This window comes from Vibrio sp. M60_M70, from assembly GCF_037162085.1.
GTDB lineage: Bacteria > Pseudomonadota > Gammaproteobacteria > Enterobacterales > Vibrionaceae > Vibrio > Vibrio diabolicus.
The window spans coordinates 3,029,685-3,043,361 of record NZ_JARLUL010000001.1; the positions used below are offsets into that span (position 1 = coordinate 3,029,685).

Annotated in this window: 9 protein-coding genes and 1 pseudogene; 6 read left to right on the forward strand and 4 right to left on the reverse strand. The window is 46.1% G+C overall.

Translation table 11 applies throughout. The features are described from left to right. Positions 1-2: 2 nt before the first annotated feature. The 3 genes and pseudogenes from P4S59_RS14125 to P4S59_RS14135 all read left to right on the forward strand — a co-directional run bounded on the left by P4S59_RS14125 (position 3) and on the right by P4S59_RS14135 (position 3,057). Positions 3-731, forward strand: coding sequence for a redoxin family protein (locus P4S59_RS14125; protein ID WP_005395721.1), 729 nt, complete (start codon positions 3-5; stop codon positions 729-731). A 192-nt stretch (positions 732-923) separates the two neighbouring features. Continuing rightward, positions 924-2,397 (forward strand): annotated as a pseudogene (locus P4S59_RS14130) (dihydrolipoyl dehydrogenase). 390 nt (positions 2,398-2,787) lie between these two features. Then, entirely contained in the window at positions 2,788-3,057 is a 270-nt protein-coding gene (locus P4S59_RS14135; RefSeq protein WP_337168559.1) for a DUF3624 domain-containing protein, read from the forward strand. 206 nt (positions 3,058-3,263) lie between these two features. Here P4S59_RS14135 and argH read toward each other — a convergent pair whose 3' ends face one another. The 4 genes from argH to argC form a co-directional block, all read right to left on the reverse strand. Then, on the reverse strand, positions 3,264-5,138 hold the full coding sequence (argH, locus tag P4S59_RS14140) for an argininosuccinate lyase (RefSeq protein WP_104971008.1): 1,875 nt from the start codon (positions 5,136-5,138) through the stop codon (positions 3,264-3,266). A 253-nt stretch (positions 5,139-5,391) separates the two neighbouring features. After that, positions 5,392-6,606, reverse strand: a complete 1,215-nt coding sequence (locus tag P4S59_RS14145; RefSeq protein WP_065645889.1) for an argininosuccinate synthase — start codon at positions 6,604-6,606, stop codon at positions 5,392-5,394. Positions 6,607-6,690: 84 nt separating this feature from the next. Continuing rightward, entirely contained in the window at positions 6,691-7,482 is a 792-nt protein-coding gene (gene argB / locus P4S59_RS14150) for an acetylglutamate kinase (RefSeq protein WP_337168560.1), read from the reverse strand. Positions 7,483-7,503: 21 nt separating this feature from the next. After that, a complete protein-coding gene (gene argC / locus P4S59_RS14155; protein ID WP_237312723.1) occupies positions 7,504-8,508 on the reverse strand; it encodes an N-acetyl-gamma-glutamyl-phosphate reductase in 1,005 nt (334 codons plus the stop codon). 144 nt (positions 8,509-8,652) lie between these two features. Between argC and argE the strand changes: the two genes are divergently transcribed. The 3 genes from argE (at position 8,653) to P4S59_RS14170 (ending at position 13,659) form a co-directional block, all read left to right on the forward strand. Continuing rightward, positions 8,653-9,789 (forward strand): acetylornithine deacetylase, encoded by a 1,137-nt coding sequence (argE, locus tag P4S59_RS14160; RefSeq protein ID WP_053807711.1) that lies wholly within the window; start codon positions 8,653-8,655, stop codon positions 9,787-9,789. 272 nt (positions 9,790-10,061) lie between these two features. Then, complete coding sequence (gene ppc, locus P4S59_RS14165) at positions 10,062-12,695, forward strand: phosphoenolpyruvate carboxylase (RefSeq protein ID WP_053807712.1); 2,634 nt, start codon at positions 10,062-10,064, stop codon at positions 12,693-12,695. Positions 12,696-13,119: 424 nt separating this feature from the next. Further along, the gene (locus tag P4S59_RS14170; protein WP_005395734.1) at positions 13,120-13,659 is read left to right on the forward strand and encodes a PadR family transcriptional regulator; all 540 of its coding nucleotides are present in this window, start codon (positions 13,120-13,122) and stop codon (positions 13,657-13,659) included. The last annotated feature ends 18 nt before the right edge of the window (positions 13,660-13,677 follow it).

Sequence of the window (13,677 nt, forward strand, 5' to 3'; positions counted from 1 at the left end):
TTATGTTTGTATCTAAAGAAGGTCAACAAGTCCCTCAAGTTACTTTTCCAGTTCGTCAAGGTGACTCTTGGATGAATGTAACGACTGATGAGCTATTTAAAGGTAAGACCGTTATCGTATTTAGCTTACCGGGTGCATTTACTCCAACCTGTTCATCAAGCCATCTACCTCGTTACAACGAATTGTTCCCTGTATTTAAAGAGCACGGAGTGGATGAGATTATTTGTGTCTCAGTCAATGATACGTTCGTGATGAATGCATGGAAACAAGACCAAGAAGCAGAAAACATCACCTTCATTCCTGACGGTAATGGTGAGTTCACCGATGGCATGGGCATGTTAGTGGATAAAAACGACATCGGCTTTGGTAAACGCTCATGGCGTTACAGCATGCTAGTAAAAGATGGCGTAGTGGAAAAAATGTTCATTGAGCCAAACGAACCAGGCGACCCATTCAAGGTGTCAGACGCAGATACGATGCTGAACTACATAGCGCCTGACTACAAAACGCAAGAGTCCATCACGGTATTCACCAAGCCAGGCTGCCCTTTCTGTATGAAAGCGAAACAAAACCTGATTGACCACGGTCTTCAATATGAAGAAGTGATTCTGGGTAAAGACGCAACGACAGTTAGTCTACGAGCTATATCTGGTCGCACGACTGTTCCACAAGTCTTTATCGGTGGCAAGCACATCGGCGGTAGCGAAGAGCTAGAAGCGTATCTAGGCTAAGCTGTCCATAGCCTACACCCTCGGTCTCCGGTGCCTTTGGCTCGGAGGCCAACCCTAACTCACTTCTTCTACTAGTCTAGATAAGTAGTCGTCTACCGATAAGGTGACTCCTTATACAGATTCAACGACCCAATTCACTCTCCAAGCTCAATGTAGCTAGCTTGGCTTAAAAACAAAAAGCGAGAGTTCACGATGAAACAAGTTAATGTCGACGTAGCGATTATTGGTGGTGGTACTGCTGGTCTTGGCGCTTATCGAGCAGCAAAAGCTCATACTAATAGCGTAGTAATGATTGAAGGCGGCCCTTACGGAACAACCTGTGCTCGCGTCGGTTGCATGCCCTCTAAGCTGTTGATTGCGGCCGCAGAAAGTGTCCACCAAATCGAAAAAGCGCCTGGATTTGGGATCCATCCGCAAGGTGAAATACGCATTAACGGACAAGAAGTTATGGATCGTGTAAAGCGCGAACGCGATCGTTTTGTTGGCTTTGTGCTTGAAAGTGTCGATGATATTCCCGCTGAAGACAAACTATCGGGCTACGCGAAGTTTGCCGATGACCACACTCTCATCATAGATGATCATACTCAGGTCACCGCAAAACGGATTGTGATCGCGACGGGCTCTCGTCCTGCTTATCCAGCAGCTTGGAATGAGTTGGGTGACCGTCTCGTAATGAATGATGATGTCTTTGATTGGGATGATTTTGCCTGAGTCCGTTGCGGTATTTGGCCCTGGAGTGATCGGTCTTGAACTCGGTCAAGCATTGCACCGCCTAGGGGTGAAAGTGAAGCTCTTTGGTCTTGGTGGTCAAGTTGGTCCACTGACAGATCCAGAAGTGATGGCTTATGCAGATAAAACTTTTAAAGAAGAGTTCTATCTTGATGCCGATGTAAAAGTAGAAAGCATGAAGCGCATACCATCATCGAATGCAGCAGGCGCAGATAAAGTTGAAATCAAATTCATTAACCACGACGGTGAATTAGAAACCTTTATTGTTGATTACGTTTTAGCAGCCACTGGACGACGTCCAAACGTAGATAAGCTAGCGATCGAGAACACCAATGTGGCATTAGATGAACGCGGTGTACCAACCGCAGATCACTACACATTGCAAACCTCCGTAGAGAGTATTTTTATTGCGGGTGATGCAAGTAACCAAGTTCCACTGCTGCACGAAGCCGCTGACCAAGGTCGCATTGCTGGTGATAATGCTGGTCGCTTCCCGGATATTCGTGCAGGTCTGCGTCGTTCGCCAATTTCAGCTGTATTCTCCGATCCGCAAATAGCTATGGTCGGTGAAACTTTCAAACAACTGGAAACTCGCTTAGGAAGCTGTGGTTGTTTTGTTACTGGCGAAGTCTCGTTTGAGAATCAAGGACGTTCACGTGTCATGCTACGAAACAAAGGGATGTTACATGTCTATGGCGAGCAAGGTACTGGACGCTTTTTAGGTGCAGAGATGATGGGGCCGAACGCAGAACACCTCGCGCATCTTTTGGCTTGGGCACACCAAAATAGAATGACGGTTTCTGAGATGCTAGATATGCCCTTCTATCATCCAGTGATCGAAGAGGGTGTCCGCACCGCTCTACGTGATTTGAATGCAAAACTACACTTAGGGCCAGAAATGGTGAAACATTGCCTTGACTGTGGGCCTGGTTGCTAACGATTTCATGCTCAATCGAGCCAGTCTTTACATACCAAGCAAAACAGAAAGCCTCGTGATAAACGGGGCTTTCTGTTGACTACTTTGAGGCGATTACATAAGTACTACACTGCCATCATTGCGTAACGACTTACCATGATGATCGCGACTACACCGATCGTAAAAAAACCACCAGCGATACTCAGTGCAAATTTCAATTCTGTCGACATGATTATTTTTCCTATTAAAGACTGACAGCGAACCATACATCAATCACGTGCCACATAAGCTCTACAAAGCTAACTTTCCATTTTTGGTGGTGTTCCTGCGCTCTAAGCTGCGACAAAAAACGCTTTCTCTCTTTGTGTTGGGTATATAATCTGAAGCAACACTGATGCCTTGGAAAACACTATGACTTGTCGCCGCTGCGAGGAACATTGGTTTTGGAAAAAGCTTGGGCGTTGCCAACGATGCTTGGATCAGTTAACGGTGCTTTCGGTACTGTGCTGGATTGTGTGGTGGTTTGCGTTCAAAGATGATCCACAAAGCATCGAGTCGATCGCTTTGATCTTTGCTGGTTTCGCTTTCAATATTTTATTGTTTTTGCACTTATGGATGCGTTTTGTCATCTTGCCGTGGCAACGTCAGCGAGGACGAAAAGAGACGGATAAAAAAGAGTAAAGTGGCAGATAGAAAAAAGCCCCAAAACCAATATCAGTTCTGGGGCTCTCTTAGATTCTTCTAAGAAAAAGCAGTGGTACTTTAATAGACCGAGCTTCCTCTCAAAGGTTCCAAATTTTTTCGATTTTTTTAGCAAATACTGATGTAAGTGAATCAGAAAATAACTATGTCATTGAATGCTAATAAAATCACTCCGAAATTTCAGCTCATGCCACATGCGATTTTTGGATCACTTGCTCCATTAAATTGATCTCTAGCGCCACTTCATCACACGCGTGCTGACGTGGACACTGATCGCAATCTTTCAAGACTTTTTCTGGCAACAGCGACTTCGATGTTGGTAAGAAGCTCTGCTTCATAAAGAACTCTGGCGTTCGAGTGAGGACAAAGACCTTCTTGATCGCCATTTGACGTGCTTTCTCAACCAAGTGATTTACGATTGCACTGCCCTGCCCTTGACCTTGCCAGCCTGCTTCGATACCAAGAGAGCGTATTTCAGCCAACCCTGAGTCATACACATATAGAGAAGCGCAACCTGTCACTTCACCATGATGCTCTGCCACCGCGAAGGAGCCAATATCTCTCACGAGCTCATTACGAGAGCGGGGTAGATTCTCACCGAGGTTCGCCCAATAAGCCACCATGCCCTCTAGTGTTTCAATGTCCGTCAAACGTGCAGGACGCACTTTCACTGCCGAGCTGTCACGCTGGCTCAGACGTTTATCCGCTTGCTCTACCGCATAAGCGACTTGGTGAGGCGAAACGCCACCCAGCGCACAACGTTTTTCCAAACAAGACTCTATCGTCAGAATGTCATACACATCATCTTCAATCACCTCAGAGAAGGCTTTTAGCTCTTGCAGAGACAATTCTTCCAGCGCACAGCCTTTGTCAATTGCCCCTACCACCGCTACGCCCACAATATGGTGCGCCTCACGGAATGGGATGCCTTTCGCCACTAAGTAATCAGCTAACTCAGTCGCGTTCGCATACCCTTGCTTCGCAGCTTCAAGCGTACGCTCACCATTTACTTTAATGCCATCAAAACACAGCGCTGCCATTTCCATGCAATCATTCCATGTATCTAACGCATCAAACAACCCTTCTTTATCTTCTTGCATGTCTTTGTTGTACGCCAATGGTAGGGCTTTCACTGTCATCATCATGCTCGATAATGCGCCATAGACACGCCCTGTCTTACCACGGATCAACTCAAGTGCATCCGGATTTTTCTTCTGTGGCATCAATGACGAACCAGACGTCACCGTATCCGCTAACTCAATAAAGTTAGACTCCCCTGAGTTGTAGAAGATCATATCTTCTGCAAGACGAGAAAGGTGCAACATAGAAATCGAGGCCACCGACATCAGTTCCATCACATGATCACGATCCGAAACCGAATCGAGTGAATTACGCGTAGCGCGGTGGAAACCAAGGTTATGAGCTAACTGTTCACGATCAATCGGATAAGCCGTGCCAGCTAAAGCCCCCGAGCCAAGTGGACAAGTGTCGAGACGCTGTAAGGCATCATTCAGACGAGAGTAGTCACGCTCGAACATTTCAACATAAGCCAAACACCAGTGAGCAAAGGTTACAGGTTGAGCGCGCTGAAGATGAGTATAGCCAGGCAATACAGTGCCTTGGTGCTGCTTAGCAACATGAACCATTTGTGCTTGCAGACGATCTAAAGCAATCAACAGTTGCTGGCCTTGCTGACGACACCAAAGTTTTAGGTCTGTCGCTACTTGGTCATTACGAGAACGCCCAGTGTGGAGTTTTTTACCTAAATCTCCCACTTTACTAATCAGCTGCTGTTCAACCCACGAGTGGATATCTTCTGCATCTGAGCGAAGAATTTGATGAGGATCTTCCATCACTTCTAACTTCAGCTCGTTTAAAGCAAGTTCCAGCTTTTGCTGTTCTTCTGCCGATAGAACATCTACAGAAAGCAGAGCTTTAGACCATGCGATTGAACCTACGATGTCTTGCTCAGCCAATCGGTAGTCAAAACGCAACGAATCGTTAAACTCTTTAAATCTAGTGTCTGCCGCTTGGGTAAATCTTCCGCCCCATAATGCCATTGCGTTTCTCCTGATGACTATTGCTTACTCTAACGTTCTCGAATGAGTAGTAACCAATTTGATGGTCATTTGCTCACTTTTTCTTATGGGTCAACGTTACGGCAATTTCGACAAAAAATAAAGTATAAATTCAATATTTTTACATATATATTCAAACGGAATGTGTTTGCATCTTTGTGCTCATAGACGTAAGCCAACAAAAAAGACCTGCTATCCAATAGCAGGTCTTTACTCAATCCGAGATGTGGAGAGATTATTTCTTCTGGCTGTTCAACGCACGGATACGGCTTGATAGCGAGTAAAGACGGATGAAACCACCCGCATGGCTTTGGTCGTAAACCTCATCTTCACCAAAAGTCGCGAACTCTTCTGAGTACAAGCTGTTGTCAGAACGTTTTTGCGTTACCGTGGCTTGGCCTTTGTAGAGCTTAACAACCACTTCACCATTCACGTCTTGCGCTAGCTCTTCTGAAGCGGCAAGGATCGACTTACATAGCGGCGTAAACCAACGGCCATCGTACACAAGGTGAGACGCTTTTAGACCCAGCTCTTCACGGAATTCGAATGATGACTTGTCTAGCACGAGCTGTTCAACGGCACGCAGCGCTTCCATCATGATGGTGCCTCCCGGTGTTTCGTAGCAGCCACGAGATTTCATTCCTACTAGACGGTTTTCAACGATATCGATACGACCAACACCGTGCTTCGCACCTTTTTCGTTTAGATAAACCAACGCGTTGTATGGTGTCATCGCTTCACCATCAACTTCGACCACCTCACCTTTTTCTACTTTCAGCGTGACGTATTCCGCTTCGTTTGGTGCTTGCTCTGGGTCTACAGTCCATACCCAGCAATCTTCGTTTGGTGCGTTCCACGTATCTTCTAGGACGCCACCTTCAGTGGAAATGTGCCATGCATTTGCATCACGTGAGTAGATCTTAGTAAGAGACGCTGAACAAGGAATGTTACGCTCAGCTAGGTAATCTAAACATTCTTCACGGCTCACTAGGTCCCATTCACGCCAAGGGGCAATCACTTGTAGATCTGGTGCTAGTGCTGCGAATGCGCCTTCGAAACGAACTTGGTCATTACCTTTACCTGTACAGCCGTGACACAATGCGTCCGCGCCCACTTTACGTGCGACTTCAACCTGTGCTTTAGCAATAATTGGACGCGCCATTGATGTTCCCAGCAGGTACTTACCTTCGTAGTACGCGCCGGTTTTTAGCGTTGGGTAAATGTAATCCGCCACCATCTCTTCTTTCAGATCAGCGATGTAACACTCAGAAGCACCTGAGGCTTTTGCTTTCTCTTCAATACCTTCTAGCTCTTCTGCGCCTTGACCAACATCGGCAACGAAAGCAACGACTTCACAATCGTAGTTCTCTTTTAGCCACGGGATAATTACTGAGGTATCTAGACCGCCTGAGTATGCGACTACCACTTTATTTACGTTCACTTTGCTCATCTTTATTCTCCAAACTTAACTGGCGCTGCGCTCGGCGGTCAGTGCCAACTACTACTTCCTAATATTGAATTCTTTTGCTGATGCTTATTGAGGCAAAAATTGCGTTCCAATACTTTCACCAGCGAATAGCTGTACTAATTTTTCTGGGTAACGCCAGGTGGCGACTTCGATAGGACGCCCAAGATCATTGGCCGCCTCCAAAGCAGCTTTAACTTTGACGATCATGCCGTCTGTGATCACATGTCCATCGATCAACGAGTTAGCTTGCTGCTCTGACAAGGTTTTGATCAAATGGCCTTTTCCATCGAGTACGCCACTCACATCTGACAACAGGACTAATTCAGCATCGAGAGCACCTGCCACCGCGACTGCGGCTTGGTCAGCATTCACATTCATCATCTGGCCATCTGTGGTTAAGCCAATTGAACTGATGATCGGCAGTGCGCCTGTGTTTAGTACCGCTTGTAATAGCGTTGAATCACCCGGTGATGCTTTACCTACCGCGCCGAGTTCTGTGTCAAGTTCTTCAACAAGACACAAACCACCATCCGCAAGGCTAAGACCCACAGCGTTAAGACCGTCCGCAATCGCTTGACCTTGAAGCAGCTTGTTTGCGGTACCTGCAAGCGCGCCTGCAATCACCGGAATTTGATCGTAAGGCGTTACGCGTAAACCGTTTTTCTTTACGGTTTCAAGCTGAAGCTTTGCCATCAACTCATCAACTAGGTAGCCACCGCCATGAACGATGGCGATTTGTCGCTGTGCCGATTTTTGGTAAGCCGCAATGGCACCAAAAAGTTGGCTTAAGGTTTGAGTGCAAGATAGAGCTGCACCGCCTAGCTTAATGACTAAAGGAGCTTGATTGGTTTGCGTCATCGCATTTCCCTCTTTCAACGACTACAGCAACGCTGTCAGTTCTGGGTAACCATAATGAATATTGAGACATTGCATCGCTTGACTTGATGCACCTTTGAGTAGGTTGTCGATGGCTGAAATCACAATGATATGTTCGCCTTGTACCTTCCAGCCGATATCGCAGAAAGGGGTATTTTCGACATCCTGAATACGTGGAATACCATCGCCTTTTAAACGCACGGCTGGCTTTCCTAGATAAGCTTGTTCAAATGCTTGAGCGACTTGTTGCTCTGTAACGCCTGATGCTAGCTTCATGGTGATCGTGGCAAGAATGCCGCGTTTAAAGTTGCCTAGGTGCGGAGTAAAAATCACATCGCAACCTAAGTGCTGAGCAATTTCTGGTTGGTGACGATGAGTAAATACACCATAAGGTTGCAAGCTCACTTCACAGAAACTGTTCACCATAGAAGCTTTACGCCCAGCTCCGGACACACCGCTGGTCGCGTTAATGACAGGCCATTGATTGGTATCCACTAATGCATTTTCGAGTAGAGGTTTGATGGCTAACTGCGAAGCAGTCGGGTAGCAACCTGCTACAGCAACTAAGGGAGCAGTTTTAATTGATTCCTGGTTCCACTCTGCTAAGCCGTATGCAGCTTTATCTAGCCAGTTATTATGTTGATGCTCGAAGCCATAAAAGGTGTTGTAAAAACCTTCACTTTGGACGCGGAATGCCCCCGATAAATCGAATACCTGACAGCCTGCCTCCAAGAAAGTTGGGGCTAGATCGTGGCTCACCTCATGAGCCGTTGCTAAAAACACCACATCCGATTCTTGAGCGATTTGCAGTGGATCCGTTAGTGGCGAGACCGGAATATCAATGATGCCTGCTAACTTACCGTGCAGCTGCGCAATATTCTTTCCTGCATCAACACTGTTGGCGGAAACGTATAAACCTGATAGCGTGAGTTGTGGGTGTTTATTAACCATTAACGCTAACTCTGCGCCGGTGTAACCGCTGGCTCCAATAATCGTGGTTTTTAGCATTGTGTGACATCCATATACTTAAAGGCTCAAATGACTATTCATATTTAATTTTTGCTTTATTTTGATTTTTTATTCATTAAATGTGATTTAATATGTGTTTTACATTTTTGTGGTCTGTCTGTCAACAGGAGATTTGAAGAATCCATGCAATTACCAACTTTTCTAGAGGTCTATGAAGGACTCATCAGCACCTCTTCTATCAGCTCCACGGATCCGAGCTGGGATCAGGGCAATGCAAAAGTCATCGAAAAACTCGCATCTTGGTTTAAAGATCTGGGTTTTAGCGTTGAAGTGATCGAAGTCGAGCCAGGCAAGCACAATATGATCGCACGTATGGGAGAGGGTGAAGGCGGCCTTTTACTTGCTGGCCATAGTGATACCGTGCCATTCGATCAAGGGCGATGGAATTTTGATCCACATAAGCTGACTGAAAAAGACAACCGCTTTTACGGTTTAGGCACGGCAGACATGAAAGGCTTTTTTGCCTTTATTTACGAAGCCGTCAAAAAAGTCGACTGGAGTAAGCAGACCAAGCCGCTATACGTATTAGCCACTTGTGACGAAGAAACCACCATGTTGGGTGCACGACATTTCACCGTAAACGCCCCTTTTAAGCCGGATTACTGCATTATTGGTGAGCCCACCAGCCTCATTCCTATTCGCGGCCACAAAGGTCATGTGGCGAATGCAATTCGGGTCACGGGTAAGTCAGGCCATTCATCCGATCCTGCCTTAGGCGTTAACGCGATTGAGATCATGCATGAAGTGATGTTTGCCATGATGCAACTGCGCGATAAATTGGTGAAAGAATACCACCATCCGGGTTTTGCCATTCCAAGCCCTACCCTAAACCTTGGACACATTCACGGCGGTGACAGCGCTAACCGTATTTGTGGTTGCTGTGAGCTGCACTATGATGTTCGCCCACTACCAGGGATCAGCCTGGATGGCCTAGAAAATATGCTGCGCGGAGCATTAAAAGAAGTCGAAGCAAAGTGGCCTGGACGCTTGGAGATAATTCCGTTACATGAACCAATTCCGGGTTACGAATGCCAACATGACCACCCATTTATCGGTGGTGTTGAAGAGATCTGCCAAACCAGTTCAGAAACCGTGAACTACTGTACTGAGGCGCCCTTCTTACAACAGCTCTGTCCAACCTTAGTTCTTGGCCCGGGTTCAATTGACCAAGCGCACCAACCGGATGAGTTTCTCTCATTTGATTTTATCGATCCCACAATTGATGTGCTTTCAAAGGCAATGGTCAAGTATTGCTGTTAATACGCGAATAAACTCAAAAGTCAGTGCAGCTCGATTGAGCTGCATCTTTTTATCTTCACAATTTAGCGCTAGCCTTAACACTTCTTTAACTTGTTATTTTGTAATTAATTTTCACTTCTTATTCTACAGCTGCCGTAAATTTGCTCTAAATCAGGAGACAGCGGAATAATTGCAAACTTAGTCTGCTTTATTTGACTATAACTGGTGCTTTTCGCTAGATTGGAGTCTTAACAAGGACAATGGATGTAGTTTTTTTACGAGGCAGGACGACAATGAACGAGAAATACGCCGCACTCAAAAGTAATGTGCGCATGTTAGGCCACTTATTGGGTAACACCATTCGCGATGCCCATGGCGAAGAAATCTTCGAGAAAGTGGAAACCATTCGTAAATTATCCAAATCGGCTCAAGCAGGTAATCAAGCAGACAGGGAAAGCTTGATAGAAGAAATCAAACACCTACCCGATGAGCAGCTAACGCCCGTTACCCGTGCGTTTAACCAATTTCTAAATCTCACCAATATTGCTGAGCAATACCACACGATTTCACGCCATTGTGAAGAGCACATTTGTGAACCAGACGCGATTAACTCGCTGTTTTCTAAACTGGTACAAAACGATGTGAGCAAACTGGACACTGCGCAAGCGGTTCGTGATCTGAATATTGAATTGGTATTGACGGCTCACCCAACGGAAATCACGCGTCGCACGATGATCAACAAGTTGGTCAAGATCAACGAGTGCTTATCAAAGTTGGAACTGAGTGATCTTTCTTCTAAAGAGCGCAAGAAAACCGAGCGTCGTTTAGAGCAACTGATCGCGCAAAGCTGGCATTCAGACGTAATTCGACAACAGCGCCCTACTCCGCTGGATGAAGCAAAATGGGGTTTTGCAGTCGTTGAAAACTCACTATGGGAAGCTGTGCCAGACTTCTTACGTGAAATGAATGATCGTCTGAAGTCTTACTTGGGTGAAGGTTTACCAATTGATGCGCGCCCTGTGCACTTCTCTTCTTGGATGGGGGGCGACCGCGACGGTAACCCGTTTGTCACTCATAGCGTGACACGTGAAGTATTGCTTCTGTCTCGTTGGAAAGCCGCAGATCTTTATCTCAATGACATCAACGAGTTGATCAGTGAACTGTCTATGACGGTTTCAAACGACCAAGTTCGTGAGCTTGCTGGCGAAGATCAGCACGAACCATATCGTGCGATCCTGAAACAACTTCGCTCACTATTGAACGAAACCAAAGATATTCTCGATGCTAAAATCCATGGTCAAAAACTGGCCGTTAAAGCTCCGTTGCAAAAAGTCGAGCAACTTTGGGAACCTCTGTATGCCTGTTACCAGTCGCTAAATGAATGTGGCATGGGTGTGATCGCAAATGGCTCTCTACTGGATACATTGCGCCGCGTAAAAGCATTTGGTATTCATCTTGTTCGCCTTGATATCCGCCAAGAGAGCACGCGTCATTCAGACGTATTGTCTGAATTAACCCGCTACTTAGGCATTGGTGATTACGAGCAATGGAGTGAGCAAGATAAGATTGCTTTCCTAACCAACGAACTCGCATCTAAACGTCCTCTTCTGCCTCGTGATTGGGAACCATCAGAACCTGTCAAAGAGGTTTTGGACACCTGTAAGATTATTGCAGCACAACCGCGTGAAGCATTCGGTGCCTACGTTATTTCTATGGCACGCACTGCATCAGATGTGTTAGCAGTCCACCTACTTCTGCAAGAAGCTGGCTGCCCATATCGTATGGATGTTTGCCCGTTATTCGAGACGCTAGACGACTTGAACAATGCAGAATCGGTCATCAAACAGCTGATGGGTATCGACCTATACCGTGGCTTTATCCAAAACCACCAAATGGTCATGATTGGTTACTCTGACTCAGCGAAAGATGCGGGTGTCATGTCTGCAGGCTGGGCTCAGTACCATGCGATGGAATCGTTAGTAAAAGTGGCGGAAGAAGAAGGTGTTGAACTGACTCTATTCCACGGTCGTGGCGGTACAGTAGGCCGCGGCGGCGCGCCAGCACACGCAGCACTTCTGTCTCAACCACCAAAAAGCTTGAAAGGTGGTTTGCGCGTAACAGAACAGGGCGAGATGATCCGCTTTAAACTGGGCCTTCCAGATGTCGCTGTAAACAGTTTTAACCTTTACGCGAGCGCGATTCTAGAAGCTAACCTATTGCCACCGCCAGAGCCAAAACAAGAATGGCGCGACTTAATGGAAGTGCTATCAGAAGTTAGCTGCGAGTCTTATCGCAACGTAGTTCGCGGCGAGCCTGATTTTGTGCCTTACTTCCGTCAAGCGACACCAGAGCTCGAGCTCGGTAAGTTGCCACTTGGCTCTCGTCCTGCAAAACGTAATCCGAAGGGCGGAGTGGAAAGCTTACGTGCAATCCCGTGGATCTTCTCGTGGAGCCAAAATCGTTTGGTACTTCCAGCATGGTTAGGTGCGGGTGAAGCGATTCAATACTCGATCGATAAAGGCCACCAAGCGTTGCTCGAAGAGATGTGTCGTGAATGGCCGTTCTTCTCGACTCGCCTTGGCATGTTAGAAATGGTGTACTCGAAGTGTAATATCGATATTTCTCGCTATTACGATGAGCGATTGGTGGATGAATCACTCCGTCCACTCGGTGAAAAGCTGCGCGCTCAGCTTCAAGAAGATATCAAAGCAGTACTGAATGTAGAGAACAACGAAAACTTGATGCAGCATGACCCTTGGGGACTCGAATCGATTCGCTTGCGCAACATCTACGTTGAGCCATTGAACATGCTACAAGCCGAGTTGCTATACCGTACACGCCAAACCGAAGAAGCATCTGCAAACCTAGAAGAAGCGCTAATGGTGACAATTGCTGGTATTGCAGCTGGCATGCGCAACACAGGCTAATCGCTTCATTTGTAATAAAAAAGCTGAGCAAGTGCTCAGCTTTTTTTGGCGCTGGATAATTGCGCAACCAAAAGGCAGTTTAATAAACTATAAAAAGCCCAAAAATTACCACACAAAAAGAACAAAAAACCACAAGTTAACACTATTGATTATTATGTTAGTTTTTTAGGGTAATTTTGTCCTACTATTCCACTTCATGCTTATTATTTATATACTACTTGCCTGCTGAGAGCTCATAAATCCAATCATACCTGCTCCAGCCATGATGGGACTCCCCATCTCTCTAGGTGATAAACGGCTTTAAGGTGACAGGACCAACATTGTTGGTGCTACTTATACATTAAAAAACTCAAGTGCCAGAAAGAGCACAGCTGAAAGTATAAGTAGCTTGTTTACAAGTTTATTGACCATTTGGATTGAAGACATGTCATTACCACACGTAATCTTAACTGTTCTTAGCACTCGCGACGCAACCGGTTACGATATCACTAAAGAATTCTCTGCTAGCATCGGTTACTTCTGGAAAGCAAGCCACCAACAAGTGTACCGTGAACTCAATAAAATGGCCGAGAAAGAGCTGGTTACTTGCGTATTAGAACCCCAAGAAGGCAAACCAGACCGTAAGGTTTACTCCATCACAGATGCTGGTCGCAGCGCTTTAGGAGAATGGTTTGATCAACCAACTGCACACCCGACTGTTCGTGATGAATTTTCAGCGAAATTGATGGCATGTGCCGTTCAACCATCAACACCTTTCCGTGATCAACTCGCCGAACTGGTTGAAGAGTCTCGCAAACTGGTTTCTCACTACAAAGAAATTGAAGCGGCTTACTACGCAACGCCGTCAACTTTAGACAAACAAGCTCGCCTAGAGCGTTTAACGCTTCGTCGTAACCTACTGTTACGTGAAACGTGGATCACGTGGGCTGAAGAAGTCCTAACAGAACTTGAAGTGATTGGTTAATTTCCTTTTACTTTGATA